Raw genomic sequence first — 26,094 nt, 5'->3', positions numbered from 1 at the left:
ACAGCGAATTAGCAGGGTAACTAAGGAATTTCATTTATTATATTGGCCAGACTTACCAATATGCAGTAGCATTATCAACAATATTGCAGTTAATTCTGTCATTTTGATAAGGGTATTAAGCAAAGTGATAAGTTTAGAAGACGAAAAACTACTGGGCATGTTACGCCGTAATGCCAGAGCCAGTATTTCAGACTTAGCCAGAGCCTTAAATGTATCACGCAGCACGGTACAAAACCGCTTGCACAGGCTGGAGCAAAGCGGTGTGGTAAAAGGCTATGTGCTGGAATATGGCAGTGCATTTTTAAGCCAGTTGGTCTCAGCTCATGTGGCGATTAAAGTACGACAAAAGCTGACGACGAAAACGAATGTAGAACTCAAACAAATCAGCCAGATTTCTGAGTTATACGCCATCAGTGGTGAGTACGATTTAATTGCCGTAGTGCAGGCACAAAGCACGGAACAATTGAGTCATATTCTGGATGAAATTGGCAATCTGGATGGAGTAGAGCGCACGAATTCTTCGGTCATTCTGGAGACAAAATTCAAGAGATAAAGCACAAAATGGCGCTTTTCAGGTCTGACCAGCATGAAATGACCGCCATTTAACCCCAGTTTAACCCTTGTGAGGTTGCCGCCTCATTCAGACCTGTTATGATCGGCAGCAATTTGAGCCAGCAGGCTTGTTTTGAGAGATCCCCATGAGTACGAAACAACCTCTTTATACCTCCTACGCAGGTCCAGCTTTATTAGAAACTCCGTTGTTGAATAAAGGCAGCGCCTTCACCAAAGAAGAACGTATCGCCTTTAACCTGATTGGTTTATTGCCTCCTCGTTACGAAACTATTGAACAGCAACTGGCGCGTGCTTATATGCAGTACTCCAGCTTTGCCGAGCCAATCAACAAACATATTTATCTGCGTGCTATTCACGATAAAAACGAAACTTTGTTTTATCGTCTGGTGAAAGAGCATCTTGAAGAAATGATCCCGGTGATTTATACACCAACAGTAGGGGACGCTTGTGAGCGTTTCTCGGCTATTTACCGCAGCGCCCGTGGTATTTTTGTCTCCTACAGCGAACGTGAGCATATGGATGACATACTTCGCAGCGTCACGAAGAAAAAAGTGAAAGTTATAGTAGTAACAGACGGCGAACGTGTACTGGGTTTAGGTGACCAGGGCGTGGGTGGTATGGGTATTTCTATCGGTAAGTTGTCTTTATATACCGCCTGTGGTGGTATCAGCCCGGCTTATACTTTACCTGTGATGCTGGATGTTGGAACTAACAACGAAAAGCTGCTGAATGATCCTGTGTATATGGGTTCTAAGCATAAACGTATTACCGGCGAAGAATACGATGCATTTATTGATCAGTTTATGAAAGCCGTAAAACGCCGTTGGCCAGAAGCTTTGGTACAGTTTGAAGACTTCGCTCAGCCAAATGCTATGCCTATTTTAAAACGCTACCGTGATGAGCATTGCTGCTTTAACGATGATATTCAGGGCACAGCTGCTGTCACTGTAGGCTCATTGTTGGCCGCTTGTCGCAGTAAAGGTATGAAGTTATCTTCACAGAAAGTAGTCTTTGTCGGCGCAGGCTCAGCTGGTTGTGGTATTGCAGAACAAATCATCAGTCAAATGAAAACCGAAGGACTGGATGATGCGACTGCGCGTAAACAAGTCTATATGGTTGACCGTTTTGGTCTGTTAACCGAAGGTATGGCGGATTTACGTGATTTCCAGGAAGCTCTGATGCAGAAAAAATCAGATTTGGCAGACTGGGCTTACAGTGGTGAATACGCTTCTTTATTGGATGTGATGAATTGCGCTAAACCAGATATCTTAATTGGTGTTTCTGGCCAACCAGGCTTGTTCACTGAACAAGTGATCACTGCAATGAAAAAACACTGTGAACAGCCAATTATTTTCCCGCTGAGCAACCCGTCAAAACAAGTGGAAGCGACGCCTGAACAAGTCATTAAGTGGACAGATGGTAAAGTGATTATTGCGACCGGTAGTCCGTTTAAGCCTGTGACTCACAAAGGCCAGACTTACCATATTGCGCAGTGTAATAACTCCTACATTTTCCCAGGTATTGGTTTAGGTGTGGTTGCAGTGAAAGCAAGCCGCATTAGCGATGATATGTTACGGATCGCCAGCGAAACTCTAGCAGCAGCGTCACCATTAGCCAACACAGGGCAGGGTTCTTTACTGCCGGCTTTGTCTGAACTGTCTGAACTGAGTAAAAAAATAGCCTTTGAAGTGGCTAAAGTTGCTCAAAAGCAAGGCTTGGCTTTGGAAATCAGTGACGATGAATTACTGCAAAAAATTGAACGCAATTTCTGGAAACCAGAATACCGTCAATACAAGCGAGTAAGTGGTCATTAAAGTCGGCCATTAAGTTTTCTGTGTTTTTCATTCAAGTAAGCTAAATAAAAAGTTGGTTTAATCAATACCTTAGAGATTAAACCACCTTTTTTTGTTTTTCCCTCCAACTATTTCTTCACCAGCTCCGACTTACTAATAACTGAACCATAGGAGCCTGTTATGAAATTCCAAAAATCATTTACCTTCACTTTATTATCTGTCGCTATTGCAATCACTGCTGGCTGTACAGCCCAGGCTGAAACCGCATCGACAAGCGTTACTGCTGCACCGCAGCAAATTGCTTTTATCAAAAACTGTAAAGTTATACAGCAGCGTGCTATGACCACAGATGAATTCGCGGCTTACCAGCGTTTAGAAGCTGTTGAGCAACAAATGGAAGAACTGCATTTGCCTTTAAAAGCGTTTGAAGCAGAAATGGAGCAACACAGCGAACGTATGGCTGAGCTTTCAGATCTTGTGCATCAGGAAGATGAACACAGTATTCGTATAGATAAAGTTAAAATGGCTGAACAGCACAAATTAGCCGAAGAAATTCATGAAATCACAGAACGCCACAGACCACATTTCGCAGCTTTAGAACAAAAAGGAGATGAAATCAGCGACATAGCTGATGATTTTACCGACTTGCTGGAGAAGTCTGCGCCAGCCGGTGGTTTTGATCATATCCAGGTGATATCGGATTCAGGCAAAACAACTGAATGTTACGATGGCGGTATTAAACTGATTTCACGCAATTAATCTTCATCTTGAGATGGAAACCATACACATTGATGTGTATGGTTTTCCTGTTTAGCTTATGGACGCGTTCTAATCAACGAGTTAAACGCTGCGAATAAAGGTTTTATATCGGAAGTAGTAGCATATAAGCAGCAGAACAAAAGTCATGCGAATGTCAGATATCTGATTGATAGATATGGAGATATCCCCTTTATCTTCAATATACTTGATATCACATAATGTAAATATTACGTTTAAAATCAGTAGGTTGGCGAAATCATGCTGCAAAGTTTAATTGTGGTTTTGAAAAGCACAGGGGGCAAGGCCCCGCAAGCGGGGCCTTTTAGGGAGCTAATTTTGAATTCCGTTTCAAATTGAAACAAGAGTGCACTATTACTGTAGTGCACTCTGCGAGGCTCAGAGCAAGAGCGAAAAACAAGTTATCTATTGGAGTTGGGGCTGCAAAATCGTCGTGATATCTTTCAAGGCGTCGTAAACAGCAGGGTCTTTTGACATAGGAAAATTACCGGCTTTTTCAATTGCGCGTACCGCAGACATGCAGAGGTTGTAATCACCACCAAGTGGAGTTATTGAAGTAGCAGCTCCATCTGGCGCAAGTTTAATATTAATCCGGCATTCCTTCCCCCTCATGCTATCGTCAACGAACCAGTTTTGCTGGATTTTGGCGACAATAAGAGCCAGATACCGTTGTTTTTCATGAAGAACAGGGTTTGCGGCTCGTCGGGCTTCATCATCTTCGGATATAGAGGGAGCAAATAAAAGCGGTGATGGATTCACCTGTCTGCGCTGCATTTCTGCTTTTTCTTTGCGCTCAGCCTCTGCAACAATCCTGTTGTGCTGCTGTAAATCGGCTTCAAGCAACTCAAGATGTTTCTTAGCTGCGTTTAAGGTAGCGTAGTTGTATAAGATTGCGCCTGATAGTCCGGCGATAACACAGGCAAAAAGCAGCAAAGCAACAGAGATAGGCTTCATAAAACATCCGTATTATTCAGGTTCCATACCCACTATAAACAAATCCCTATTTGCAGTACAGAAAGAAAAAGGCCCACAAGGGGCCTTCGGTTTGGCAGAGGGAAGGCGTTGCCTTCAAACGGGACTGGCGTCCCTTGGTCACCGCTTCGCTGCATGGCTTCGCCATAGGTGAACTGTCACTGGGGCCCCATCCCCGCAAGCGGGGCCCCTTTCCCCAGCGTCAGTTCACAGCTGCAACCGTCTGGACTTGTGAGGGACCTGCTTTCATCTGGTTTGAAGGGTTGTCGCAAATTGCAAAACTGGCCCAACTTTCGTATTCCAGTCTCACCACACAGTCAGAAAGTACTTTGACGGTATAACCGGACATCATTAAATCGGTGCTGGTGATTTCGTTAATTACCTGACCATTAAATGACAGCGAAAAATAAACTACTTTTTCCCGCAAATCGCCGTAACTGCCGGAGACGTGAATTTGAAGTTTGTTAAACGGATGAAAATTATCTGGTGAATACTTAAAGCGTTGCTCAGCAGCCTTCTGTTGAGCTTGGCTGGCTTGCGGCTGGCTGGGTGTTGGTGCAGGGGCTTTTTCTTGTTGTGATTGATTCTGGGGCGTTTTTGGTTGGGTTTCTTCTGGGGCTGAAGGGTAGAACATGTTGTAAAAGCCACTAATTCCATAAAAACCACCTAAAACGATGCCTATCGCAGCAAACAAATTACGCTTTTTTTTCCACCAAATAGGAATATCTTTCACGTACGCTTCTTCGACTTGTTTGCCGTTTGCTTTGGTGTGGCTTTGGTAAAAACTGAACACCCAGCTTTCGTATTCCCGTTCATATGTATTGGTTACTTCCGCACCGGATTCACAGCCTTGGCAGATTTTGACAATGTACTGGTCAGTACGGCCCAAGGCGGATTTTTTTATGCAGCGGTAGTTAATTTCAACCATTGCACGAATATCACGGTGAACCTTCCTGAAGTCCTGCGTTGCCAGATAGATATCAAAGCCATAGTGACGGTGAAGTGAAAGGAACTCTAACAATTCCTTTTGGGTAGAGCCTGCAGGCATAGCTAAGTGAGCTTCATCAATGAAAAACACAGGGCCTTGGTTTTTGTCGTTGCGCCATGTGTTATAGCGGAGAAAGTGTTCAGCCTTGGAGAACGGGCGGTTACCATCCCCGAAGTTGTGAAACTCACCATCGACAATCTCAATTAAATCCCGCACCTGATGGCCAAGGCTAGCAACGAAATGGTCAACCTGAAGCGGTAAGTTAGTAATGATTTTACGGCCGTCTTTTAGCGCCGGAATAACGTGATTTTTGACCAACTCATAACTTTTGCCGCCGCCTGGGCGACCGGATACACCAAAAATCATAGATTAAATACCCCCTGGTGAGTCACAGCTTTGACACCTGGTCGAGTCACAGTTTGTTGAAGCCGGTTAGTCACAGATAAAATAGCCTGGTCAGTCACAATTAACTCCCCAACCTTACAAACGGGATGTATAGGGTCTAGTTAAATGAACACTGAGACATGTTAGGGATTAAGTTGGATCCAAGTGGATTAAGTGGGATCGTAAAGTTCGCCAACGCTAGGAATTACAAGGGACTCAAGGGTTTTAAAACTTGGGTCCCTTTTTTATTTGAAGCGTTTTTAAAAGTTAGTACGTTTGAGCAATGAATTTAAAAGGTGCTGATTTAGCCTAGTAAATTGAGCAGTGCAAAAATCCGTTGGAACTCACTTTAAAGAATGTTTAAACGTTTAAATTAATCGCCTACATCTTTCGCTATGTGGACCACTTGCCCAACGACTTCAAAATTATGCTGGTCGCTTTTCGGGATATCGACAGCTGGGTAAAAACTGTTGTCGCTTATTAAGCGCCAGGTGCCCAACATGCTTTGGTAGCGCTTCACGAACAGCTCATCATCGTTTCTGAAAATGTAGATGTGGCCGTCTGTCGGAGTGTTGCGCCCCAGGTGAACGACAAGGGTGTCATTGCTATGAATGGTTGGCTCCATGCTGTCGCCTTTGGCCCATACTATAGCTAACTCATGTTCATCAAAGCCCCTGAACTTCAACCACTTGCGCCTAAATGCCAAATGCCTAACCGGATCCAGTTGGTCTGGATTTAGCGAACCATGCCCAGCTGATACTTGTATTCTGTAACCGGGTATCAAAGCAAACTCATCCAGAAAATCAGAAACAATAGGCGTGGATGAATATGGCTGAGGGGCTTCGTTAACCAGCCCCAGATTGTCACCCAGCAAGCTTCTCTGCGTGTCAGGTGGCAGCAGGCTGATGTGATATTCCATTGCTTTAGTGCCTTTACGCTTCCTGCACAGGTGCTCCTTACCTGCCGACAACTCCTTTAAATGATCGCGAGTCCATCTATCGGATGTTGGGAAGCTGCCGTGACCTGCCAATTCGGATGCGGTAAACCATAAGATCCGTTTCCCGCCTCGATCAACGGATGTTTGATCCGTTTCTTCTTTATGTGCATCCGAATCAGTTAAGTCATTGTTTTCATTGTCGTTAGTCATTTTTAAATCCAATTATTTAAAAAATGGAAACGGATGCAATAGCAAATTATTCATCCGTTGCTATTGACCGATTCATCCCTTTAATCCATTATGAAGTTACTAAGCGGGGTAACGTATAAGGGTTAACGAGTTGAGTAAAAAAATAGTGTCTCAAAAAAGCGACCAGAATGGAAGCGATTGGCATAGAGCCGACATTGTTGCTGCTCTAAAAAAGCGCGGCTTGTCCGTTCGTCAACTATCAAGGGATGCAGGATTAAGCGAAAACACACTGGCTAACGCACTGCGTTCGCCGTGGCCGAAAGGCGAAGAAATAATCGCAAAAGCGATAGGCAAGAAACCAGAAGAGGTTTGGCCTAGCCGTTACAACACAATGCGCGCAGCGAGTTAAGGGGTAATTCGTATGTGGCTATTAGCGAGTGAATTAGCAGGCGTTGTTGGCTTACCAGGCTCTGACAGAAATATACGTGAGCAATTAAAAAAGCTGGCCAATGAAAATCCAGAATTAGCACGCAAAAGACAAGGGACGAAAGGGACTGAATACCACATCAGCTTATTACCATCTGCAACTCAAACCGCGCTCTACAAAACCAAAGGCCAAATAAAAGTTGGCGATCAACTGCTGAGCTTACCTAAGAAAAAGTCGCAGTCAGATGGCTATTGCCGCGAAGCGCTTTGGGCGCGTTGGAACAAGAACAATCACGCCGCCAAAGAGAAAGCCCAACAAGCCTTGCTGGCCGTGAAAGCGGTGTTTGCATTAAACCGTAATGGCGTCAGTTTGATGGATGCTTACGACTCTGTGTGTGCTCAATACGATGTAGCGCTTAGCACGCTGCGCCGTCATTGCTCCATGGTCAAAGGGTATGACGAAGCCGACTGGGCACCAGCGCTGCTGCCTAAACATTTTGAAGCGTCACAGTCCAAAAAGAAAAACCAGTTTGCGTTTATTACACCGCAAGCCTGGGAGCTATTCAAAGCCGACTACCTCAGCCTGGAACAACCAGCAATGACAGTAAGCTATGAGCGTTTACTGGATGCGGCCAAAGGTAAAGGTTGGGAAATACCCAGCTTAAAAAGCCTGGCACGGCGTATGGCCCACGAAGTACCAGCACAACAACTGGTGCTACTGCGTGAAGGTGAACACGCCTTACACCAGCTTTACCCGCCACAAGAACGTACCGTCGAAGGCATTCACGCCATGGAATGGTTAAACGGCGACGGCTACCAACACAACGTGTTTGTGAAGTGGTTTAACGGTGAGATTCTGCGCCCTAAAACATGGTTCTGGCAGGACATTCGTAGCCGCAAAATTGTGGGTTGGCGCTGTGATATCAGCGAGAACACAGACAGCATCCGTTTGTCACTGATGGATGTATTTGCAAAGTATGGTGTGCCTAAAGAAATCACCATAGATAACACCCGAGCAGCCGCCAACAAATGGATGACCGGAGGTGTACCAAACCGTTACCGCTTCAAAGTGAAGGAAGATGATCCGTTAGGCATCATCCCAATGATGGGCATTAACCTGCATTGGTCCAGTGTGAACTTTGGTAAGGGTCACGGCCAGGCAAAACCGATAGAGCGTACCTTTGGTGTGGGTGGTCTTGAAGAATACATCGACAAACATCCGATCTGCCGTGGCGCTTACACAGGCCCTAACCCAATGGCAAAGCCAGACAACTACGGCAGCAAAGCCATAGCTGCAGAAGACTTCCTACAGGCCATTGCCAAGGGTGTTGAAATGTTCAACGCCAAAGCCAACCGCGATACCGAAATCTGCAAAGGCTTTATGAGCTTTGATCAGGCATTCGCAGCCAGTTACGAAACTGCTGAAATACGCAAGGCCACCGCAGCACAACTGCAACTGATGATGCTGCAAGCAGAAGCTGTAACAGTGTCGAAGCACGGCACCATAGTGCTTGATGCTGGTGGCAGTTTGAAAGGCCGCAAAAACCGCTACTTCAATGAAACCATGATGAACTATGTCGGGCAGAAACTGGTGGCTCGTTTTGACCCGCTAAAGCTGCATGACTCAGTAGAGATTTACGCCCTGAACGGTGTGCATATTTGCACTGCTGAATGCCTCGAAAAAGTGGGCTTTGGTGACACCCTGGCAGCGCGTGAAACCAAGCGTAAACGGACTCAATTTACCAAGGCCAACAAGCTGGCTGCACAAGCCAAAGTCAGTATCGACTCCCTTGAGCTGGCCGCTCTGATGCGCCCCGTTGAAGAAGAAGTTATCCCTGAATCCAAAGTGGTGATGATGATGCGCCCAGCCTCACGGGGCAATACCGCAACAGCCATAGCCTACGACCATGACCAACTGGCCAACCCCGAGAACGACCACAAAGCAGAGTGCGCCGCTAACTTCAGCGAGAGCGTGGCCTACCTGCTTGAGCAGAAAAAGAAAAACCGTATTTAAACCACATTTGAAGCACGAATAAGAGGACGAATGATGACCAATGTACACAGCCTGGAAATGGCAAAAAGCAAGCAAACCGATGTGATCATGCGCATCACTACGTTGATTAACGCTAAGCGGGTTACGTCAGGACAAGTAGCACAAGAGATCAGTGTTTCCCCCTCAACCCTGAGCCAGGTATTAAACGGTTTATACAAAGCGGATCCGGTCAAGATTATTGAGAAGCTGGAAAGCTGGTTGCGCCTGCGTGAACAGCGTGACGCTAACCCAAGCACAGACCCAGGCTTTGTGATGACGCCTACAGCAAAGCTGATTATGGACGACCTGACCTATGCCCAAATCACTGAATCAATCGTCGTCATATACGGCGCATCCGGCGTAGGCAAAAGCAAAACGCTGGACGAATACCAGCGCACCAACAACAACGTGTGGAAAGTAACCGCCAGCCCAAGCCGCAGCAGCCTGACTGAATGCCTGTATGAAATTGCTATGGAGCTGGGCATGGATCAAGCGCCCCGCACCAAAGGGCCACTGGCCCGAGTAATACGCCAGCGCCTGAAAGGCAGCGAAGGCTTAGTGATTGTGGATGAAGCCGATCACCTGGATTACCCCACGCTGGAAGAACTGCGCATCCTGCAGGAAGAAACCGGCATCGGTATGGCGCTGGTGGGTAACAACAAAGTGTACACCCAGTTAACGGGTGGACGCCGGAACGAAGACTTCGCCCGCCTGTTCAGCCGCATCGCCAAAAAGCGCGGCATTCACAAAACCAAAGTGGCCGACGTGCGCGCCATTGCCGAAGCCTGGAATGTAGGTGGCAGCAGTGAAATGAACGTGATGATCCAAATTAGCGAGCGCCCTGGTGGCCTGCGCTTACTCACCAAAACAATCAAGCTGGCGGCCATGTTTGCCAAAGGCGCGTTGATCACAGAGCAATTGCTACGCACTGCACTTGCTGAGCTTGAAACTAACGACTGAGGGGTTAACCAATGAAAGATAAAACTGCGTTTTTAAAGGCTATGAATATCGCCCTATCTGCCATAGATGCTCTGAGAATTATGGGGTTCGACGTAATCGGTATGAAGTTTGGCAACTACAACCCCGTGATCACAGTGGAAGTGCCTACGGATAAAGGCTTGCTGAAATCAGCCCCAGTTGTTTGCGTGCGTAACGACTTAGCGAAGTGCTTTAACCATGTGCAAGTGGCCCGCTTTAAAGGTTGCCTGGTTGAATGGGAAGCGCCAGAAGAGCTGGTTAATCAGTACAACCATCTGCCCGATATTGGTGGCTTTGAGCTGGCTGAAGCCGCAGGTGGTGAGTGATGACTGATTTCAACCAGATGCTGGCAAAGCTACAAAAAAGCTGCCTGAACAGCTTTCAGGGCCTGTACGAAAAGCAAACCTTTGTGCGGGTTGCCCTGACACTGAAGATTGAAAAGGCGCTGGCCAAAAGCCTGATCCGTCAATTAACAGAACTTGGGTTACTGGAACCTACAGCAGACGCCATGGTGTACCAGCCCACAGCTGCTGGGCGGATGGTGCAGTTAGCAAAAGCGCCGGATGCGGTAGACGACGATCTGAACATGCAGGTGATGCAATCCATTTTGACGCACAAGCACCAATCCGCTTCGGTGGTTTATGTGGCCAACCAACTAAACATGCTCAGCAAAAAAGACCATGTCAGCCGCTTCATGCGTGACATGGCCGAAGCTGGCCAGCTGGTTCGTTACCCAAACAACACCTACCGAGTTGGCCAGCAGTGGCGCGACAAGATACAGGTGCAAAGCGCCGGAGGTGTGCAATGAGCCAAGCCCCTTCAAAAGAAGAAATCTTGATAGAAATCGAAGTAGCTGCAGGTTTGAAAAATCAATACGGCACAAACCAGCCAGAGAAGACCTACGAGGACGGTGTAAGGGATGCCCTGGTGTGGGCGCTGGGTGGTCCACGTCCGAATTGCGTGATGAGCTTAGGCATAGAACTCGCCAAATCTAGCGACTTCACGGCGGTATGGGGGAAGCCATCATGAACCCAATAGAGCGCAACGCCACAGAGGCCGAACTGGCCAGACTGCGCATCCGCCAGCAGGAATCTTTAATCAGTGCAGTCAGCAAGGGCCAAACGCTATACGCCCTGTTCTGCCCAAGTTGCAAAGCTCCACAGCTTACAACAGCAGGGCCAGACGAAAGCACCACCACAGCCTGCAGTTGCTGCAGTGCCATATACGGCGTGAGGCACGAAGCCACCGCAACCCTGTGCCTGTTTGAACATGGCATTAAACCTAAATTGAGAGCGTGAGGATCAGTAATGAATGCACAACCAAAATTGAAAGTAGTACCTGCAGGCTGGCGCAAAAACGCGGTAGGCCATTTAGTCCATGAATCTGAAATTAAAGAGCAAGACCTGTTCCGTGATTCAGTGGTTACAGACTTAGTCACGGAAGGCATAGCGCTGCACAAGGCGTTAAAAGCTTACAAAGAAAAAGCATTGAATGACGTTGCCGACTTAATTGGTATTTCAGCACAAAAGTGGCAGATGACCCTGGGCGGTAAAAAAGGAAACGTCAGCATTACATCGTTTGATGGCGAACTGATGATCCAGCGGGTTTATGCAGAGCGCATCACTTACACCGAGGAAATGGAAGTCGCTAAGGCCAAGGTGGATGAATGTGTGCAGAAGTGGAGCAATGAGTCAAATCCGCACATTGTCACTTTGGCAACGCGGGCTTTTCAGAGAAACAAGAGTGGCGAGCTGAGCATGTCCCGCATCATCGAAATGCTCAGTTATAAAATCGACGACCCTGAGTGGATAGCCGCTATGCAGGTGGTCAGTGACAGCCTGCGCGTGTGTGGTACTGCCGTGTATATCCGCATCTATCAGCGTGACGATAACGGCAAGTACATAAACATGACGCTGAATATTTCAGGGGTGTAGCTATGAAACAAAATCCTGCTTCTACTCAGCCAGACATTGAGCGCATGCGTGGCCTGGGCGGTGTCGTGTATATCGACGAAGCTGCAGACTTTGGCATTGCCAGTAACACGGCAGACGAAGAGCTTGCACCCCAGCCCTTAGTTGCAGAACTGGCCGACAGTCAGTACGAAAACGAGCTGCTGCAGCAGATTGCCAGCGAGTCACCAACATTCACCAAATTGGTTCGTGACTCACTGCAGTACCTGGACGAATTAACAGACAACCACATTCCGACATGGCTGGGTAGTTTTACCGATGGCCGCCCTAAAACTCAGGTGCAACTTGTGGTGACGCAAAGCTCTGATTTCACAATTGACGAGGATTAAAAATGGCCACTCCAATCATGATGAACATTCACCCTGACGTGCTGGTCAGGGTTTCCAAAGAGGTTGTGCACCAGAACCAAAAATGGGGCACCGAACATATCAAAAGCCAGTCAGTGCCAGGGCATTTACTGGTACTGAGAAAGCTACTGCAACGTGCAGAACAAGGCTGGCTGGAAGGCTTAACAGGCAGAACCTCGGCAGAGGGCGAACTGTTGCAACTAACTGCAGTTGCCCTGCAGGCGCTGAACAACATTTACCTGGAACGCGAAGCGGAGAAGGCAAAGCCATGAACCAGCAAAAACCAGTGAGCTTGATCACTAAAGAGCAATGGGCCGCTATTGAAAAGGAAATGTCGGGTGGCTGGGTGAGTATCAAATTCAGCTATAAAGGCCATGAAATCAGTGTTAGCCGTGAGCGTAAAAACGAATCCACAACTGTGCTGACTGTTTATATAGATGGCGTTATTAAGGGCGGTTGGGCTTGTCTGATAGATAAAAAACCAGACGATATGCCGGAGTTTTTACCTCAGGTGTGGAGCACCAAAACAATCAGTCTCTACTCGCCTAAAAAAATTGCCGAACTTGAAAAGAGTGTTGGTAAGCGCATGGCAAAAAAATACGTTCCTAACCTGCATGCGAAGACGCAGATGTACTTACCGTACTTCTCGAAAGCCTCAGTGCTGTGCCGCCAGTTTAAAAAGCTTGAAGGCTTAGAGCTGACCCACGCGTCCTTTTTAAACAAGCCAGAACCTGAACCCAGTTGATGAAGCGAAACGCCCTGCAGTTTAGGGCGTCTGCCAGTGGTGGTTCACTGGTACTGATGAGCAGCCGGAGATAGTTATGAGCAAAAAAACATACAGGGTGAAAGAAGATTGGAAAGACTACGAAGTGATTTTGGAAGTTGATCACGACTTGCTAACACCAGAACTTGCGACCCAGATCAATCAATTTTGGAACGATGATGATGAGCGTTTAGAAGCTGAGAATGGCAACCCAGTGAAAGCCGTAATTCGTTTGGCTGGCACTGTCCTGATGCAGGAAATGCTGGCAGTTGGCGGTGCGAGTTTCAGCAAGTCTGATGACAACTCGACTACATACTGGGCTGAGTGGTTAGCAAGCCAGGAAGGATGGCCTCCATTAGAAGTATTGGGTATTCGCTGTATTGATGCCGACGTCCTGACACCTGACTTTGAAGATGTAGAACTGACAGAAATAACCGCCTAAGCGAAACGCCCCAGGGCGTCTACTCAGCGCGGTGGCTGGGTACTGATGAGCAGCCAATAGAGTGAGGAATAAATCATGGCACAACAAGTCAATGTGAAAGTTACAGAGCGCGGTGGCTCTTATTTTACCAGCAAGGTGCAAGGCAAAGCGTCCTCATGCACTTACAGCGCTGAAGTGGCCGTGGCCAGTCTGGCGCAAAAGTTATTTCCTGGTCAGCAATTAACTATTGACCAGGTGGATAAACACAACTGGACCATCACCATGAAAGGCGAATTTAACCAGCTCAGTGCTGCAGAAGCATTGATGGTGGAGGCACTGGCAGACTTTGGAAAGCATAACGACCCTGACCGACTAAATCCTAATGCCACCCCGCTGAAAACCAGACTGGTTGAAATAGCACAGCGCGTGTTTGGTGAGGTTAGAAGCCAGTGTGAAGTCAACGCCAGCAAAGGTGCAGAGCTATGAGCAGTGCACCAAAAAATACAACAACGATTGTGGTCAGAATTCCCCAAGGTTTAAACCTTGCTGTGGGGGCGAAAATTAATGTGAACGGGCACGAGCTGGACTGCACAACGGTCAACTGGAAAGAAAACAGCTGCTTAAAAGCTGACTATTTGGAGCAGCGTTTATTGGTTGCCTTAGAGGTGTTGGATGAAAACTCAGGTGCTATGGATGACTACGAAGCACGGATTGCAGAACTAAAAGAAAGCGACGAGCTAATCGAACTTGAAGGCTAAGCAAAACGCCGCAACGCGGCATAGGAGCATGAAGATGAAAAATACAGGTTTATGGTGTTACAGCTTAGACGGCGAAGATTACAGTTCCGGTACATATAGCGCCGCCGAGCTTGCACTGACCGAGGCTCAAAAAGCTGCAGTAGAATTAGGTGACGTAAAGTTTTTGTATGTAGCCAAGGCAGAGCCGCAGAACAACCACTCATTCTTTCCTGATGGAAGTGACATCATTGAGCACATGGCCATGCAGGCAGATGATGTTGGTGGCGATTACTCCAACAACTACCCTGATGTATCCGATGAAGCAGAGACTGAACTGACGATTGCGCTTCATAAATTGCTGGAAAATTGGTGTAAAAAGTACAGCGTTTCCCCTTCGTTTTACCTGGTATCAGATCCGGTTGTTTATGACGCCGTGACTCTGAAATTAATTAAAGATACGGCGTAGGAATCAAAGATGCTTACAGACGCTGAATTACTCAAATATAAGTTGACTGAGCTTTCTAACTCGGATGGTAACGATATCGACGGTGGTGCCATTGAGATTTATTGGGAAGATCAGAATGGTAACGAATTCGCCACTGAAGAGTCGGTTGCTGACATTGCACAAGCCGCTCTTAAAAGGATTAACGAGCTGGAACAAATGGTGGCACAGGAACCTGATTTGTTCACGGGTTCTGAAGTTAGCGATGCTTCCAACGGATCCTAAGAGGTAACTATGTCCAACACTTTAAAGCTAGTGCAGGTAGGTAAGCGTGAATTGCATCTTGACGATGACATGTACCGCAACCTGTTGGAGTTCGTCACTGGCAAGCGTAGCGCCAAGGAACTAACTGAAGTCCAGCTCAGTGCGGTAGTTACTGAGATGAAACGCCGTGGTTTTAAACCCAAGCATAAGCCGCAGGCTCGTGCACCGGAGGTTGTGAGGATCCGCGCTATTTGGTCAACCATGTTTGACCAGGGCTTTGTTGTCAGCAAGACAGAGGTTGCATTAAACGCCTACGTGAAACGCCAGACCAAAACCAGCAACGGCCAAGGGGTAGACCGCATTGAATGGTTAACGTCGGCTCAGGCTGTGCAGGTGTTGGAGTCGCTGAAGAAATGGCACTGGCGCTGTATGGCTGAGGCCATTAAGGCCAGTGGTGGTTGTGTACCAGCCAACGAAAAAAACACTGGCCTGGCTGGCTATGAGCAGTTAGCCGGTTATTACCGTGAGCTTATTTGTCGGAGGGATCAATGAAAACTACAGACAATGAACAAGGTGGCAACACCAACGACCTTTTTGGTTATGATAATGTCAGCCTGGAAGACATTGAGCGGATAGCCGAGGACGAAGGAAATCAGCGCTGGCCAGAGGCGATGCGTCAAATCTACGCCATGTTTAAAGACGAGCTGGAGAAGCACGGCGCTGATAGTAAAATTGCTATCCCAATGTTGAACCGGATCTGCCGCGAGTTCGGTGGCGTACAGTTGTATCTGCCACGGGGCCGTCAGCTGGAATCAGAGATTATGAACCTGTCGATTTGGCAGGAGTTTAAAGGCGATAACGTGGAAGAGCTGTCACGCAAATACGACAAAAGCATGCAGCATATCTATAGAGTTGTTGCTAAGATGCGCCAGCGAGAAGTGAAAAACAGACAACCGGATTTGTTTTAAGGAAGGGATAATGAAGAAGTTAATGTTGATTGCAGCCTTAGTCTCATTGCCGCTAATGGCAAGCGAAAGTGATTGGTCGCGAACTGACGAGCCTAATGTGTATACCTCATCAGATATTGTGAACGGCAAGTTAAACGCTATGATAAAAACCTATAAAGATGGCAGTGTCAGGTTTGCCTTATACCTACCCTATGAAAAATGTTACGTCGCTGAGTCTTATTCTGAACCATTTGGAAGCCTAATGGTGCTAGGTGTTCATCATGACTTTAGGTTGCAGTGCCTTGGTAAAAACCAGGCTGTTGTATATCCTAATGATGCAGTAAATGGTCAGATTATTGATGCCCTGATCAAAGATGGTAATGTCTGTTTGACTGTTGACGGAACTGATGATTCTGTGAAAATGTGTTTCTCAGGTAAAGGGGTTAGAGAATTAAAAGAACTCGCCAAAGCCAAATAGAACAACCCGCGTTAATTAATCTGTCCCCTAAATAAAAAGCACAATTTGCTGATGATACTTAATCAGGTTGTGCTTTTATGTTTTCAGGCTCTCACGCCACCAGTTACCCATTCGCCACAGCAGGTTATACCCCTGAGTTCTGCCATGCTGTGCGCTTTGTGCTTATTGAAGAAGGCGCACTTAATGCAGCTGGCGTACCTTATCCAGACTTAGGTTATGTGAACGACCCCAAAGATGCCGGTGGCGAAACCAAAGGCGGCATCAGCAAGCGCGCTTTTCCGACACTGGATATCTCATCTTTATCCCTGGATAAAATAGTCTCCATTTACCACACCTACTTTTGGAAGCCAACCTATTGCGCGCAGTGGGCTGGTCCTGTTGCTCTGTATACCTTCGACGCTGCTGTACAGCACGGCGTCACCAATGCCCTTTTGATGCTGCAGGAAATTGCTGGCACTAAAGCTGACGGCAAGATTGGCCCTAAATCCCGCGCTGCAATACACGGTACTGATGTTGAATATCTGTGCGCCCGTTATGGCCTGCGCCGCGCCCGTTTCTATGCCCGTATTTTGCTGAAGAACGCGTCACAAGGCCGCTTCATTGAAGGCTGGCATAACCGCTTAGTCAGCTTAACCACAGCTGCCTGGGAGCTTCAATAAATGAACACACCCTCTCTATTCAGGAGTTTACGCTAATGTCCCTTTCTCTGGTTTTAAGTGCAGCAAAGCTTGCAATGGAAGTTGGCCCTGCTGCCATCCGTGGCATATCAGCCATGTTCGGCGGCAGTGAAACCGCCGACAAAGTGGCAGGTATGGTCGAACAAGTAGACAACGCTTTGGGTATGAACAGCGCCCAAAAAGAAATGGCACTGACCCGCGAACTGCAGAAGCTGCCACCTGAAAGCCTGGTGGAGCTGGAGCGCATTAAAGCGGAGATGGAAAAGGAAATCACCCGACGCCAGGAGCTGACCCTGAATGACAAGCAGGCTGAGCACCACGAAACGCAGCAGACTATTCGTGCCGGTGATACCGCTGAAGACCCGTACATCAGAACGACTCGGCCCAAGATGGCGCGCCAGTCTCTGGTGGCAACGATTGTGTACTGCTTTTTGTTTGAGGGCTTCGAGGCATTTGGCTTTGGTACTGGCTTTGATGTTTATGTTGCTACTTTTCTTTCTGCCCCAGCATGGGGTTACTTAGGTTTGCGCACTCTGGACGGCTTTGCCCCTCACCCGAAGGGCAGTGGTGCCAAAGCCATAGGTGCATTGGCTGGCCTTGTTAAGGGGCGTCAATGACAGCAGACCTGTTTGATCGCGCCTCCGATGCAGAGCAGGCGTTCAGAGACAATGCCATTAAGCGCCAGTTAGACCGCGTTGTTGAACAACCGCGAACAGACAGTGCTGGCAGCCGCTGTTGCCTTGATTGTAGCGACCCAATCCCACAAGCCCGTTTAGTTGCAGTCCCTCATGCCGTGCGCTGCTTTGGCTGTCAGGCCATTAAGGAGCCTCGCTAATGGAGTGGCTGAAATCCTACTGGCCCATGGTATGGGCCGCAGTGAGCACTGCAGGCATGGTGATTCTCGCACTGCTTTCTAAAACCTACGCCAGGCGCGAAGACCTGGCGAAAGTTGAAAAGAAAGTAGACCAACTAAAAGCCCATGTAGACAGCTTACCGACACAGACGCAAATCACGGAATTGCTGCTTGCCCTGGAGCGAACCAAAGGAAGTGTTGAAACGCTGGAAGAGAAGATTCGGCCCGTTCAGCACTTAGCACAACTGCTGTTAGAGCAGCGTTTGAAGGATGATAAATAGAGGTTTATATGTCATTTAAAACATTATTAACGGAAGACCAGCGCCTTGTGATCCTTCGCTCTTTGCGTGAGATGCAGGGCTTTGAAGCCAACGAGTCAATTCTGGATTCATGCCTGGAAGCGTATGGCCACAACATTAGCCGCGACCAGGTGCGCACCCACTTAGCATGGCTGGAAGAACAACAGCTCATTACCTTACGCACTTTGTCTGACTACCAGATAGCGCGCCTGACAGGTCGTGGTGAAGATGTCGCCACAGGCCAAGCCACAGTACCAGGTGTTAAACGCCCACGGGCTTAAGGGGGCGGTATGCAATTATCAAGTAGTCGTAAGTCCAAAGTTAACCTGCTGCCGCAGGTTATTCGCGATCAGCTGCATGTGTTAATCCGCAGTGGAGATATGCATCAAACCGATATCCGTGAGGCTATCAATCAAATGATTGAAGAGGCTGGCTTGCCCGAAGACGCCAAGCTAAGCCGCACCGGATTAAACCGCTATGCCCAAAAGTTTGAAGGTGTGGGTGAACGTATCAGGCAGTCACGCGAAGTGGCTGAGGTATGGATCAGCAAGTTAGGCCAAGCTCCAACATCCGACGTAGGCAAGCTGCTGCAGGAGTTCGTGCGCACTATGGCGTTTGAAACCAGCATGAAGCTGATGGACGAAGCCGCCGAAGAAGGCGCTGAACCTATATCACCTAAAGCCCTGGGGCAGCTGGCGTTGGTTGTGCAACGCATTGAAGCTGCGTCTATGTCGAGCCTTAAAGTAGAGAAAGAAATCCGTAGCGCCTTTGCTGTGGAAGCGGCTAACACTGCTGAGAAGGTGGCTAAGACTGCAGGCTTAACCAAAGAAGGCGTTGAGCTGCTGAAGCGTGAAATATTAGGGATCGCCTAATGACCAGGAAAAAGGTATTAGGTGTAGCAGCTGGTGTTGCACTAGCTCTAGGTGCAGCAGTAGCTGGCAGTTCTGGTGCTTCAGGTAGTAGCTTTGACCCTGCCTATGAAGCGTCCGTGCTCAGCCGCTTCGACCCTAAAGAAGTGTTGCTCGGGTATCAAAAAGACTGGATAGCCGATGAGTCTCCATTAAAGATTTGTGAGAAGTCACGCCGAACCGGTGTCACCTGGGCTGAGGCATGTGATGCATCACTAACAGCCAGTGCTGCACGTGGCCATGGTGGCACCAACCACTTTTACGTTGGCTCTACTAAAGAAATGGCGCGGGAGTTTATTGATGCTGCAGCCATGTGGGCCAAGGTATTTAATAAAGCTGCAGGTGAAATTCAGGAAGAAATCTTTATTGATGATGGTCAGGACGGTAAAGAAATCCTGACCTTTGCCATTTACTTTGCATCCGGTTTTAAGATCCAGGCGCTGTCGTCAAATCCATCTAACCTGCGTGGTATGCAGGGTAATGTGACCATTGACGAAGCTGCGTTCCATGAGCGCTTAGCCGAAGTGCTAAAGGCCGCAACAGCACTGACCATGTGGGGCGCGAAGGTTCGTTTAATTTCCACACATAACGGCGTGGAAAATGTATTCAATAAACTGATTGATGATTCACGGGCGGGTAAAAAAGATTACTCGGTGCACCGCATTACTATTGATGATGCCTGCGCCGATGGCTTGTACAAACGCATCTGCCAGGTGCGCGGTAAAGAGTGGAGCCAAGAGGCTGAGGATGCATGGAAAGCTGCACTACTCAAAGCAACAGCCACCGAAGAAGATGCACTTGAAGAATACTACTGTGTGCCGAAGAACGGTGGTGGTGCTTACATCAGCCGTGGCCTGCGTGAACGTGCCGCCATACTTAATGCGCCTATCCTCAGATTCACCGGCACTACTGCGTTTAACGAAGCCAGTGAGCATGCCCGTATTGGCGAGATGCAAGAGTGGCTAGAGCAGCATGTACTGCCAGAACTGAAGAAGCTGCCATTCGATTTACGTCACGCCCTGGGCGAAGACTTTGCGCGTAGCGGTGACTTAACAGTATTCGCGCCTATCACTGTTGAAAACGATACCAAGCGCACGGTGCCGTTTTTAGTGGAGCTGAAGAACGTTCCATTTAAACAGCAAGAACAGGCGCTTTACTTTATTTGTGACCGGCTACCACGGCGTGATGGTATTTACCTGGACGCAAGGGGCAACGGTCAGTACTTAGCTGAGCAAGCCCGTTACAGGTATGGCGCTGAAGTAGTTGAGGTGATGTTGTCGGTGGCGTTCTACCGCGAGAACATGCCGCGCTTTAAAGCCATGTTTGAAGACAACGAGCTGCTGCTGCCGAAGCATGAAGACGTGATCACTGACTTAGGTCAGATCCAAATATTCAGAGGCGTGCCTGGTATTGATGACAGCCGCACAGTTGGCAGCGATGGCAACAAACGACATGGTGACAGCGCTGTGGCTATCTTCCTGGCTGTGCTGGCATCTAAGGCTGACATCACACGCTACGAACTGCACACCATCAAGCCAAAAGCCGATGAAAGCGAGCGCCGCTTTTTCGGTAGCGCTGCCGAGAACAACAAATATGCCGACAAGCCACAAACCGACTTGCGCGGAAAAGGGATAAGACTATGAGTTCTATTATAGACCCGTCTACGGGTAAACCATTTATAGCTAATAAGCAGGTGATGAGTAAAGACATTGCCCGCGCTTATACAACTGGCATACGTAATCCACGTTCTAACCCTGTGGCATCTACTTTAACTCCGCATCGTTTAGCCGGAGTGCTGCGAAGTGTTATTGATGGCAATGATCCCTCCGCCTATATGACGTTGGCAGAAGAAATGGAAGAGCGTGATTTGCACTACGCCGCCCAGCTGCGAACACGCAAGCTCGCAGTTGCTGCTATTACGCCAACAGTCGAAGCTGCCAGTGATGATGCTCTTGATTTAAGGATGGCTGAACGTGTGCGGGAGATAATGAATGACGACCAAATTCCTGAGTTGTTTTTCGATTTGCTGGATGGGCTTGGCAAAGGGCTGGCGGTAGTACAGATTTTATGGGACACCAAATCAACGCCTTGGAAGCCACAGGATTATAAGTGGGTAGACCCCCGCTACTTACGCCAGGATCAAGATACTCTTGAGCAAATACTGCTGATTAGTGACGATGCCCCCTCTGGTGCCGCGCTTGAACCTTACAAGTTTATTCTGCATACACCGCGATCTAAGAGTGGCAGTGTGTGGCGCAACGGATTGGCGCGACTTGCAGCAGTGATGTACATGCTTAAATCTTTTACCATCCGCGACTGGTGGGCCTTTGCTGAGGTGTTCGGTATTCCGGTGCGGATTGGTAAGTATGGAGCAAATGCCAGTACTGATGATATTTCCACACTGATCAACGCTATCAGCAGTATTGCCAGTGATGCCGGAGCGGTAATCCCAGAGTCAATGAAAATTGAACTGGTTGAAACTGCCAAAGGTAACGGCGGCGATACGCTATTTGAAAACATGGCGCGTTGGTGTGACGAGCAAGTTTCAAAAGCAGTACTTGGCCAGACTATGACCGCTGATAATGGTAGCTCTCAATCGCAGGCTACTGTGCACAACGAAGTCCGAATTGATATTGCCAAATGGGATGCGCGTCAGCTTGAGTCGTCAGTGAATGAGTACCTGATCAAGCCATTCATTATTTTAAACTGGGGTGTGCAACAACGTTATCCTAAAGTGCGGATCAAGGTGCCAGAGCCAGAAGATTTAAAGATGTTGGTAGAGAGCATCACTCCGTTGGTTGACCGTGGTCTGAAAGTATCAGCATCTGAAATGGCTGATAGGTTTGGTTTAAGCCAGGTCAAAGATGGGGAAGAAACATTGTTGCCACTTCAGTCTGTTTATATGCCGGGGTTTCCTGTTGCGAATAACCGCCAGATAGCGATTAACCGTGTGATGAATACGGCTGATGCAGATACAGAAATTGCCGCGCTGGCCAACGAGGCAATGAGCGAGTGGGAGCAAGTTGCTGAAGAGTTTATGAACCCGATTATTCAGCTGGCGAATAACTCTAAAAGTTACAGCGAGTTCGTGGCTGGCTTACCAGCGCTGCAAGAACAGCTTGGAGCGCAGCAGTTTATCGAGCAGATGGCACAGTATACTTTTCAGCTAAGGGGTTTAGGAGATAACCAGGATGGCTGAAGCTCTGGTCCCTAAAGAAGCACTGGCCTGGTTTAAAAGCAAAGGCATTAAGCCTGGCTTTGATTACCGTGATGTGTGGAAAGAAGAACAGGCCAACGCCTTTACCGTCGCCAAGATGCTTAACGCTGACTTGTTAGTTGATGTTCAGCAGCTTGTTGCTGAAGCTGTAGAGCGCGGTCAAACATTTGAGCAGTTCCGCGACGTGCTAAAGCCTTTGCTGGTGAAGTCGGGTTGGTGGGGCGTGCAGGAGATGCAGGATCCATTAACCGACGAAACCAGGCTGGTACAGCTAGGCAGTGAAGGCCGGATAAAAACCATCTACACCACAAACATGCGTACAGCCAGAAGCGCTGGCCAGTGGGAACGCATACAGAGAACAAAGCGCACACTGCCCTATTTGCTGTATCAACTGGGGCCAAGCAAGCAGCACAGGCTGGATCATGTAAAGTGGAAGGACATCTTATTACCTGCGGATGACCCATGGTGGGATACACACATGACGCCGAATGGCTGGGGCTGTAATTGTTGGATCCGGCAAGTATCGCAATACGAAGCCGACAAGTTAATCGCATCAGGGAAAGTGACAACAACAGCCCCCGAAACTAAATACCGGCAATGGGTTAACCGGCGCACAGGTGAAGTGGAAGTGTTGCCAGAAGGCATTGAGCCTGGTTGGAATTATAACCCAGGCAAAGGGCGTGAAAATAAGCTGGCCGAGGATCTGGCCGCGAAAGAAGCCCGAATGCGCCAAACGCTCTCTAACGAGCTGTAAGGATCTAACTGATACAAAGTTACCAGCAAAAAAGTTTAAACGGATACAGCAAGATTTAAACAGGGTTTAAACATGGTTTGATATGATACTTTAGCTTGGTTCGCCTTGTTGGGCTTGCCAGGCTGATTTTTTCGGGTAGTCTCTACCACTCTGAACTGGCGCTTTTGCCGCCACCGCCAAACCGCTTTACCTTCTCCATAAACAATTATCCATACCCCACATATTGAGCAATTGACGTTATTTATCGTCAGTCGCTTTTTTTATGCATGCTGAACTCCGTGAACTGATTTAAACAAATTCCACATACCAACCCGACTATCAGGAGGTTGCTATGTAACCCTTCACCGGAGTACCTAAGTGACAACAAACCAGCCGACAGTCAAAGCCCTTACTGCGCTTTGTTTCAACATGATGCCGATGGAAGCCGATGCCGAAGGCACTTGGTTACCCATGGTGCCTGCCGGAGTCTTTCAGGGAATTGATGGACGTTCATGGAAGAACGATAGCCCTGATGCAGTTGTCGCCCGCTTTATGAAAAAGCGTCCGTTTGACATGGAACACTCAACGCATATCAAAGCCCCGCTAGGTGAACCAGCTCCGGCCTATGGCTGGATTACCAAAGTTGAAAACCGCGATGGTGAAATCTGGGCACTTGTGAAATGGAACGAGGAAGGCAAGGCCGTGCTGGAAAAACAACAGTATGCCTTCTACTCGCCCTCGTTTTCTTATGACCCATCAGGTCAGGTGCTGGCCTTAGTCAGTGCCGCGTTAACTAATGACCCGAATTTAAATGTACCCGCCCTTAACCGTAAAGAGGACAACCCAATGAAGCTGCCCCCGCTCATTGTTGCTGCACTCGGCATTGCCGTAGAAGCAACAGAAGAACAGGCCGTTGTGGCGATTAACGCTCTGAAGCAAGACAAAGACATTGCTCTGAACCGCGCTAACCAGCCCGACTTAAACAAATTCGTACCGATTGAAACCCACACAGTGGCCCTTAATCGTGCGAGCACAGCAGAAGCTGAGCTTAAAAAGATTAAGGATGAAGAAATTGATGCCCTGGTGCAGGCCGCGATTGATGAAGGAAAGGTTGCACCCGCCAACAAAGGGATGTTTTTGGGTATGTGTCGCACTGAAGATGGTGTCGCACAGTTCAAAGCCTTTGTAGGCACTGCACCTGCTATTGCAACCAATACGGTGAAGAAAGTGCCAGTTGATGACAAGGCCAAAGAAGGCCCGCTCAGCGCTGATGAGCTGGCCATGTGCCGAGCCATGAATGTCACCCAAGAGAGCTGGATTGCTGCTCGCCACCATAAACCAACTTACTAACAGGGGCTATCGTCATGGCTTTTACTCAAGCACAAATTATTGAAGCGTTAACTGTCGGCAGTAATGCCGCATTTACGCAGGGTCTCGGCACAGTTACACCGCAGTGGGATAAAATCGCGACCAAAGTTCCAAGCTCAGGTAGTGCTGAATTTTACGGCTGGCTGAAAGATTTGCCAGGTATCGAAGAATGGGTAAGTGATCGCATGCTGGTTGAACTGGGTTCAAACGGATATCAGATCATAAACAAAACCTATGAAGCTTCAATCAAAATCAAACGGACTGATTTAGATGATGACTTATTAGGTAAGTACAGCGTGTTAGCTTCGGCCTGGGGTCGTGAGTCAGCACTGTTCCCTGACAAAAACTGCTACGGCTTGTTAGCTTTAGGTTTCTCAACGTTATGTTTTGACGGTCAAAACTTTTTTGATACTGATCACCCACTGGAAACCACGCCAGCAACAACGTATTCAAACGTCATTGGTGATCCATCCACTGATACAGGTGCTCCATGGTTCCTGATTGACGACACTCAATTGTTAAAGCCGGTTATTTATCAAGACCGCAAGGCATTGATGTTGGAGTTTGTCGGTGCGACTTCTGAATACGCATGGTTTAACAACATGGTCGCCCAGGGTGTGGATGGTCGTGCTGGCTTTGGTTTCAGCTTCCCTCAAATAGCCATAGGTTCAAAGACTGCATTAACTGAAGCCAACTTCGAGCTGGCAAAACAGCGTTTAGCAGGCATGAAGAAAACTAACGGTACTCCGTTGGGCACTATGGCCACAACCTTAGTTGTTGGTCCTACGAATGAAGCTGCAGCACGCCTGATTGTTGGCCGTGAGCTTTTAGAGAATGGCAGTTCAAACATCTATTACAACAACGTCGAGATCGTTGTGTCTCGCTACTTGCCATAACGGCAATACCAGCGGCGCTTAGATAGGCGGTGTCCGTCACCGCCTTATTTAAACCCTGTTAAAAGGAGTTCAACGTGAGTGAAAACCAAAACAAAACCCGCCAGCCTCGCCAACGGGCAAAGCCAGGTGTCAGCAAGGCTGCAACAACAGTGGCAAAGGATCCTGCCGTCCAAACAACGCAAACCGAACAGGACGCGGCAGCACTAAAAGCTAAGGTCGATTTAGAGGCCTCAGCTCAGGGCGGCGCGATGTCGGTGACTGCTTTAGCGGCCAGTGGTGCTGCTTCCGAAACAGCGCAGGTCGAACAGAACTCGGAAGCATTAAAAGCTGCTGGTGTTCAGACCGAGCTTGTTAATCTATTAAATCCGCATGCTGAACAGAGTTCACTGGTAGGTGCAGCTGCTGTGGTGCCAGTAGCTGCAGGTCAGTCACTCAGTGTTGATGCTGCCGGTATCATGGGCGCTCTTAAAGTCCGGGCTAAATCAGACATCGGATTTTGGCGCGCTGGTGTTCAGTTCCATCGACTCAAAGAAACTTTGGTTGTAGTCGTAGAGAAAGAAACAAAGGAAATCCCTGAGCTTCTGCCGAAAATTCATGAACCGGAAAACGTGGTATTCGTCACAGCTGAACGAGCGGGGCGTATACACAAAGAACCAAACTTGACCTCTGAATATGTTGATCTGGATGAAGTACTGACTCTGGTGGAAATACAACAGTAAGGCGGC

37 protein-coding genes and 2 other RNA genes are annotated in these 26,094 nt (G+C 48.1%); 36 read left to right on the top strand and 3 right to left on the bottom strand.

Features of this window, described 5'->3' with window-relative positions; translation table 11 throughout:
* The first annotated feature begins 124 nt into the window (after window positions 1–124).
* The 3 genes from LSG34_RS02315 to LSG34_RS02305 all read left to right on the top strand — a co-directional run bounded on the left by LSG34_RS02315 (window position 125) and on the right by LSG34_RS02305 (window position 3,125).
* Window positions 125–553, top strand: a complete 429-nt coding sequence (locus LSG34_RS02315) for an Lrp/AsnC family transcriptional regulator (RefSeq protein WP_233007196.1) — start codon at window positions 125–127, stop codon at window positions 551–553.
* A 145-nt stretch (window positions 554–698) separates the two neighbouring features.
* Window positions 699–2,387 (top strand): NAD-dependent malic enzyme, encoded by a 1,689-nt coding sequence (locus LSG34_RS02310; protein WP_233007195.1) that lies wholly within the window; start codon window positions 699–701, stop codon window positions 2,385–2,387.
* Window positions 2,388–2,546: 159 nt separating this feature from the next.
* Window positions 2,547–3,125 carry a hypothetical protein gene (locus LSG34_RS02305; protein ID WP_233007194.1) on the top strand — a complete coding sequence of 193 codons (579 nt, stop codon included), beginning with the start codon at window positions 2,547–2,549 and terminating at the stop codon, window positions 3,123–3,125.
* A gap of 423 nt (window positions 3,126–3,548) precedes the next feature.
* On the opposite strand, the gene tolA is transcribed toward LSG34_RS02305, so the two are convergent.
* From tolA to LSG34_RS02290, 3 genes are all read right to left on the bottom strand, one after another.
* On the bottom strand, window positions 3,549–4,097 hold the full coding sequence (tolA, locus tag LSG34_RS02300) for a cell envelope integrity protein TolA (RefSeq protein ID WP_233007193.1): 549 nt from the start codon (window positions 4,095–4,097) through the stop codon (window positions 3,549–3,551).
* Window positions 4,098–4,317: 220 nt separating this feature from the next.
* Complete coding sequence (locus LSG34_RS02295) at window positions 4,318–5,469, bottom strand: zonular occludens toxin domain-containing protein (RefSeq protein WP_233007192.1); 1,152 nt, start codon at window positions 5,467–5,469, stop codon at window positions 4,318–4,320.
* 391 nt (window positions 5,470–5,860) lie between these two features.
* Window positions 5,861–6,634 carry a S24 family peptidase gene (locus tag LSG34_RS02290; RefSeq protein ID WP_233007191.1) on the bottom strand — a complete coding sequence of 258 codons (774 nt, stop codon included), beginning with the start codon at window positions 6,632–6,634 and terminating at the stop codon, window positions 5,861–5,863.
* 130 nt (window positions 6,635–6,764) lie between these two features.
* Here LSG34_RS02290 and LSG34_RS02285 point away from each other — a divergent pair, with 130 nt between their 5' ends.
* The 33 genes from LSG34_RS02285 (at window position 6,765) to LSG34_RS02125 (ending at window position 26,088) form a co-directional block, all read left to right on the top strand.
* Window positions 6,765–7,022 (top strand): helix-turn-helix domain-containing protein, encoded by a 258-nt coding sequence (locus tag LSG34_RS02285; protein WP_233007190.1) that lies wholly within the window; start codon window positions 6,765–6,767, stop codon window positions 7,020–7,022.
* 12 nt (window positions 7,023–7,034) lie between these two features.
* Entirely contained in the window at window positions 7,035–9,053 is a 2,019-nt protein-coding gene (locus LSG34_RS02280) for a transposase domain-containing protein (RefSeq protein ID WP_233007189.1), read from the top strand.
* Between the two features lie 30 nt (window positions 9,054–9,083).
* The gene (locus LSG34_RS02275) at window positions 9,084–10,031 is read left to right on the top strand and encodes an AAA family ATPase (protein ID WP_233007188.1); all 948 of its coding nucleotides are present in this window, start codon (window positions 9,084–9,086) and stop codon (window positions 10,029–10,031) included.
* Window positions 10,032–10,042: 11 nt separating this feature from the next.
* The gene (locus tag LSG34_RS02270) at window positions 10,043–10,375 is read left to right on the top strand and encodes a hypothetical protein (protein WP_233007187.1); all 333 of its coding nucleotides are present in this window, start codon (window positions 10,043–10,045) and stop codon (window positions 10,373–10,375) included.
* Window positions 10,375–10,857, top strand: a complete 483-nt coding sequence (locus tag LSG34_RS02265; RefSeq protein WP_233007186.1) for a hypothetical protein — start codon at window positions 10,375–10,377, stop codon at window positions 10,855–10,857. The genes LSG34_RS02270 and LSG34_RS02265 overlap by 1 nt, the downstream gene beginning before the upstream one ends.
* Window positions 10,854–11,078 carry a hypothetical protein gene (locus tag LSG34_RS02260; RefSeq protein ID WP_233007185.1) on the top strand — a complete coding sequence of 75 codons (225 nt, stop codon included), beginning with the start codon at window positions 10,854–10,856 and terminating at the stop codon, window positions 11,076–11,078. Before LSG34_RS02265 ends, LSG34_RS02260 begins: the two co-directional genes overlap by 4 nt.
* Complete coding sequence (locus LSG34_RS02255) at window positions 11,075–11,347, top strand: hypothetical protein (RefSeq protein ID WP_233007184.1); 273 nt, start codon at window positions 11,075–11,077, stop codon at window positions 11,345–11,347. Before LSG34_RS02260 ends, LSG34_RS02255 begins: the two co-directional genes overlap by 4 nt.
* Window positions 11,348–11,356: 9 nt before the next feature.
* Window positions 11,357–11,983 carry a DUF3164 family protein gene (locus tag LSG34_RS02250; RefSeq protein WP_233007183.1) on the top strand — a complete coding sequence of 209 codons (627 nt, stop codon included), beginning with the start codon at window positions 11,357–11,359 and terminating at the stop codon, window positions 11,981–11,983.
* A gap of 2 nt (window positions 11,984–11,985) precedes the next feature.
* Window positions 11,986–12,348: a hypothetical protein gene (locus LSG34_RS02245; RefSeq protein WP_233007182.1), complete on the top strand. Its 363-nt coding sequence runs from the start codon at window positions 11,986–11,988 to the stop codon at window positions 12,346–12,348.
* 2 nt (window positions 12,349–12,350) lie between these two features.
* On the top strand, window positions 12,351–12,638 hold the full coding sequence (locus LSG34_RS02240; RefSeq protein WP_233007181.1) for a hypothetical protein: 288 nt from the start codon (window positions 12,351–12,353) through the stop codon (window positions 12,636–12,638).
* Complete coding sequence (locus LSG34_RS02235; protein ID WP_233007180.1) at window positions 12,635–13,111, top strand: hypothetical protein; 477 nt, start codon at window positions 12,635–12,637, stop codon at window positions 13,109–13,111. Before LSG34_RS02240 ends, LSG34_RS02235 begins: the two co-directional genes overlap by 4 nt.
* A 2-nt stretch (window positions 13,112–13,113) precedes the next feature.
* Window positions 13,114–13,181: hammerhead ribozyme type II (locus LSG34_RS02230), an RNA gene on the top strand.
* A gap of 6 nt (window positions 13,182–13,187) precedes the next feature.
* Window positions 13,188–13,571 carry a DUF2528 family protein gene (locus LSG34_RS02225; protein WP_233007179.1) on the top strand — a complete coding sequence of 128 codons (384 nt, stop codon included), beginning with the start codon at window positions 13,188–13,190 and terminating at the stop codon, window positions 13,569–13,571.
* Window positions 13,570–13,630: hammerhead ribozyme type II (locus LSG34_RS02220), an RNA gene on the top strand. Before LSG34_RS02225 ends, LSG34_RS02220 begins: the two co-directional genes overlap by 2 nt.
* Before the next feature lie 16 nt (window positions 13,631–13,646).
* On the top strand, window positions 13,647–14,036 hold the full coding sequence (locus LSG34_RS02215) for a hypothetical protein (protein ID WP_233007178.1): 390 nt from the start codon (window positions 13,647–13,649) through the stop codon (window positions 14,034–14,036).
* Window positions 14,033–14,308: a hypothetical protein gene (locus tag LSG34_RS02210; RefSeq protein ID WP_233007177.1), complete on the top strand. Its 276-nt coding sequence runs from the start codon at window positions 14,033–14,035 to the stop codon at window positions 14,306–14,308. The genes LSG34_RS02215 and LSG34_RS02210 overlap by 4 nt, the downstream gene beginning before the upstream one ends.
* A gap of 34 nt (window positions 14,309–14,342) precedes the next feature.
* Window positions 14,343–14,753, top strand: a complete 411-nt coding sequence (locus tag LSG34_RS02205; protein WP_233007176.1) for a hypothetical protein — start codon at window positions 14,343–14,345, stop codon at window positions 14,751–14,753.
* A gap of 9 nt (window positions 14,754–14,762) precedes the next feature.
* On the top strand, window positions 14,763–15,014 hold the full coding sequence (locus tag LSG34_RS02200) for a hypothetical protein (RefSeq protein WP_233007175.1): 252 nt from the start codon (window positions 14,763–14,765) through the stop codon (window positions 15,012–15,014).
* A 9-nt stretch (window positions 15,015–15,023) separates the two neighbouring features.
* A complete protein-coding gene (locus tag LSG34_RS02195; protein ID WP_233007174.1) occupies window positions 15,024–15,545 on the top strand; it encodes a gp16 family protein in 522 nt (173 codons plus the stop codon).
* Entirely contained in the window at window positions 15,542–15,961 is a 420-nt protein-coding gene (locus tag LSG34_RS02190) for a Mor transcription activator family protein (RefSeq protein WP_233007173.1), read from the top strand. Before LSG34_RS02195 ends, LSG34_RS02190 begins: the two co-directional genes overlap by 4 nt.
* Window positions 15,962–15,971: 10 nt before the next feature.
* Window positions 15,972–16,418: a hypothetical protein gene (locus LSG34_RS02185; RefSeq protein ID WP_233007172.1), complete on the top strand. Its 447-nt coding sequence runs from the start codon at window positions 15,972–15,974 to the stop codon at window positions 16,416–16,418.
* Between the two features lie 77 nt (window positions 16,419–16,495).
* The gene (locus LSG34_RS02180) at window positions 16,496–17,077 is read left to right on the top strand and encodes a glycoside hydrolase family 108 protein (protein WP_233007171.1); all 582 of its coding nucleotides are present in this window, start codon (window positions 16,496–16,498) and stop codon (window positions 17,075–17,077) included.
* Window positions 17,078–17,112: 35 nt separating this feature from the next.
* A complete protein-coding gene (locus LSG34_RS02175; protein ID WP_233007170.1) occupies window positions 17,113–17,712 on the top strand; it encodes a hypothetical protein in 600 nt (199 codons plus the stop codon).
* On the top strand, window positions 17,709–17,930 hold the full coding sequence (locus tag LSG34_RS02170) for a TraR/DksA family transcriptional regulator (protein WP_233007169.1): 222 nt from the start codon (window positions 17,709–17,711) through the stop codon (window positions 17,928–17,930). The genes LSG34_RS02175 and LSG34_RS02170 overlap by 4 nt, the downstream gene beginning before the upstream one ends.
* On the top strand, window positions 17,930–18,229 hold the full coding sequence (locus LSG34_RS02165) for a DUF2730 family protein (protein WP_233007168.1): 300 nt from the start codon (window positions 17,930–17,932) through the stop codon (window positions 18,227–18,229). Before LSG34_RS02170 ends, LSG34_RS02165 begins: the two co-directional genes overlap by 1 nt.
* An 8-nt stretch (window positions 18,230–18,237) precedes the next feature.
* Window positions 18,238–18,528: a VpaChn25_0724 family phage protein gene (locus tag LSG34_RS02160; protein ID WP_233007167.1), complete on the top strand. Its 291-nt coding sequence runs from the start codon at window positions 18,238–18,240 to the stop codon at window positions 18,526–18,528.
* A 9-nt stretch (window positions 18,529–18,537) separates the two neighbouring features.
* Window positions 18,538–19,119 carry a DUF3486 family protein gene (locus LSG34_RS02155; protein WP_233007166.1) on the top strand — a complete coding sequence of 194 codons (582 nt, stop codon included), beginning with the start codon at window positions 18,538–18,540 and terminating at the stop codon, window positions 19,117–19,119.
* Window positions 19,119–20,798, top strand: a complete 1,680-nt coding sequence (locus tag LSG34_RS02150) for a terminase large subunit domain-containing protein (protein ID WP_233007165.1) — start codon at window positions 19,119–19,121, stop codon at window positions 20,796–20,798. Before LSG34_RS02155 ends, LSG34_RS02150 begins: the two co-directional genes overlap by 1 nt.
* On the top strand, window positions 20,795–22,354 hold the full coding sequence (locus tag LSG34_RS02145; protein WP_233007164.1) for a DUF935 domain-containing protein: 1,560 nt from the start codon (window positions 20,795–20,797) through the stop codon (window positions 22,352–22,354). Before LSG34_RS02150 ends, LSG34_RS02145 begins: the two co-directional genes overlap by 4 nt.
* Window positions 22,347–23,126 (top strand): phage head morphogenesis protein, encoded by a 780-nt coding sequence (locus LSG34_RS02140; protein ID WP_233007163.1) that lies wholly within the window; start codon window positions 22,347–22,349, stop codon window positions 23,124–23,126. Before LSG34_RS02145 ends, LSG34_RS02140 begins: the two co-directional genes overlap by 8 nt.
* 357 nt (window positions 23,127–23,483) lie before the next feature.
* Window positions 23,484–24,455, top strand: coding sequence for a phage protease (locus tag LSG34_RS02135; RefSeq protein ID WP_233007162.1), 972 nt, complete (start codon window positions 23,484–23,486; stop codon window positions 24,453–24,455).
* Window positions 24,456–24,469: 14 nt separating this feature from the next.
* The gene (locus LSG34_RS02130; RefSeq protein ID WP_233007161.1) at window positions 24,470–25,369 is read left to right on the top strand and encodes a Mu-like prophage major head subunit gpT family protein; all 900 of its coding nucleotides are present in this window, start codon (window positions 24,470–24,472) and stop codon (window positions 25,367–25,369) included.
* 74 nt (window positions 25,370–25,443) lie between these two features.
* Window positions 25,444–26,088 carry a hypothetical protein gene (locus LSG34_RS02125; RefSeq protein WP_233007160.1) on the top strand — a complete coding sequence of 215 codons (645 nt, stop codon included), beginning with the start codon at window positions 25,444–25,446 and terminating at the stop codon, window positions 26,086–26,088.
* Window positions 26,089–26,094: the final 6 nt, after the last annotated feature.

Origin of the sequence: Rheinheimera faecalis, assembly GCF_021290965.1 — a bacterium.
GTDB classification, from domain to species: domain Bacteria; phylum Pseudomonadota; class Gammaproteobacteria; order Enterobacterales; family Alteromonadaceae; genus Pararheinheimera; species Pararheinheimera faecalis.
Note: the sequence above shows the minus strand (reverse complement) of the source record. Positions and strands in the feature narration are given on the sequence as shown.

Coding starts and splice junctions, on each gene's coding strand:
- LSG34_RS02255 (WP_233007184.1), top strand. CDS start 11,075: ATGAACCCAATAGAGCGCAACGCCACAGAGGCCGAACTGGCCAGACTG.
- LSG34_RS02225 (WP_233007179.1), top strand. CDS start 13,188: ATGAGCAAAAAAACATACAGGGTGAAAGAAGATTGGAAAGACTACGAA.
- LSG34_RS02235 (WP_233007180.1), top strand. CDS start 12,635: ATGAACCAGCAAAAACCAGTGAGCTTGATCACTAAAGAGCAATGGGCC.
- LSG34_RS02270 (WP_233007187.1), top strand. CDS start 10,043: ATGAAAGATAAAACTGCGTTTTTAAAGGCTATGAATATCGCCCTATCT.
- LSG34_RS02215 (WP_233007178.1), top strand. CDS start 13,647: ATGGCACAACAAGTCAATGTGAAAGTTACAGAGCGCGGTGGCTCTTAT.
- LSG34_RS02280 (WP_233007189.1), top strand. CDS start 7,035: ATGTGGCTATTAGCGAGTGAATTAGCAGGCGTTGTTGGCTTACCAGGC.
- LSG34_RS02145 (WP_233007164.1), top strand. CDS start 20,795: ATGAGTTCTATTATAGACCCGTCTACGGGTAAACCATTTATAGCTAAT.
- LSG34_RS02130 (WP_233007161.1), top strand. CDS start 24,470: ATGGCTTTTACTCAAGCACAAATTATTGAAGCGTTAACTGTCGGCAGT.
- LSG34_RS02310 (WP_233007195.1), top strand. CDS start 699: ATGAGTACGAAACAACCTCTTTATACCTCCTACGCAGGTCCAGCTTTA.
- LSG34_RS02140 (WP_233007163.1), top strand. CDS start 22,347: ATGGCTGAAGCTCTGGTCCCTAAAGAAGCACTGGCCTGGTTTAAAAGC.
- LSG34_RS02195 (WP_233007174.1), top strand. CDS start 15,024: ATGTCCAACACTTTAAAGCTAGTGCAGGTAGGTAAGCGTGAATTGCAT.
- LSG34_RS02180 (WP_233007171.1), top strand. CDS start 16,496: ATGTTTTCAGGCTCTCACGCCACCAGTTACCCATTCGCCACAGCAGGT.
- LSG34_RS02165 (WP_233007168.1), top strand. CDS start 17,930: ATGGAGTGGCTGAAATCCTACTGGCCCATGGTATGGGCCGCAGTGAGC.
- LSG34_RS02210 (WP_233007177.1), top strand. CDS start 14,033: ATGAGCAGTGCACCAAAAAATACAACAACGATTGTGGTCAGAATTCCC.
- LSG34_RS02185 (WP_233007172.1), top strand. CDS start 15,972: ATGAAGAAGTTAATGTTGATTGCAGCCTTAGTCTCATTGCCGCTAATG.
- LSG34_RS02245 (WP_233007182.1), top strand. CDS start 11,986: ATGAAACAAAATCCTGCTTCTACTCAGCCAGACATTGAGCGCATGCGT.
- LSG34_RS02265 (WP_233007186.1), top strand. CDS start 10,375: ATGACTGATTTCAACCAGATGCTGGCAAAGCTACAAAAAAGCTGCCTG.
- LSG34_RS02190 (WP_233007173.1), top strand. CDS start 15,542: ATGAAAACTACAGACAATGAACAAGGTGGCAACACCAACGACCTTTTT.
- LSG34_RS02305 (WP_233007194.1), top strand. CDS start 2,547: ATGAAATTCCAAAAATCATTTACCTTCACTTTATTATCTGTCGCTATT.
- LSG34_RS02295 (WP_233007192.1), bottom strand. CDS start 5,469: ATGATTTTTGGTGTATCCGGTCGCCCAGGCGGCGGCAAAAGTTATGAG.
- LSG34_RS02290 (WP_233007191.1), bottom strand. CDS start 6,634: ATGACTAACGACAATGAAAACAATGACTTAACTGATTCGGATGCACAT.
- LSG34_RS02260 (WP_233007185.1), top strand. CDS start 10,854: ATGAGCCAAGCCCCTTCAAAAGAAGAAATCTTGATAGAAATCGAAGTA.
- LSG34_RS02275 (WP_233007188.1), top strand. CDS start 9,084: ATGATGACCAATGTACACAGCCTGGAAATGGCAAAAAGCAAGCAAACC.
- LSG34_RS02150 (WP_233007165.1), top strand. CDS start 19,119: ATGACCAGGAAAAAGGTATTAGGTGTAGCAGCTGGTGTTGCACTAGCT.
- LSG34_RS02160 (WP_233007167.1), top strand. CDS start 18,238: ATGTCATTTAAAACATTATTAACGGAAGACCAGCGCCTTGTGATCCTT.
- LSG34_RS02170 (WP_233007169.1), top strand. CDS start 17,709: ATGACAGCAGACCTGTTTGATCGCGCCTCCGATGCAGAGCAGGCGTTC.
- LSG34_RS02200 (WP_233007175.1), top strand. CDS start 14,763: ATGCTTACAGACGCTGAATTACTCAAATATAAGTTGACTGAGCTTTCT.
- LSG34_RS02205 (WP_233007176.1), top strand. CDS start 14,343: ATGAAAAATACAGGTTTATGGTGTTACAGCTTAGACGGCGAAGATTAC.
- tolA (WP_233007193.1), bottom strand. CDS start 4,097: ATGAAGCCTATCTCTGTTGCTTTGCTGCTTTTTGCCTGTGTTATCGCC.
- LSG34_RS02240 (WP_233007181.1), top strand. CDS start 12,351: ATGGCCACTCCAATCATGATGAACATTCACCCTGACGTGCTGGTCAGG.
- LSG34_RS02155 (WP_233007166.1), top strand. CDS start 18,538: ATGCAATTATCAAGTAGTCGTAAGTCCAAAGTTAACCTGCTGCCGCAG.
- LSG34_RS02250 (WP_233007183.1), top strand. CDS start 11,357: ATGAATGCACAACCAAAATTGAAAGTAGTACCTGCAGGCTGGCGCAAA.
- LSG34_RS02175 (WP_233007170.1), top strand. CDS start 17,113: ATGTCCCTTTCTCTGGTTTTAAGTGCAGCAAAGCTTGCAATGGAAGTT.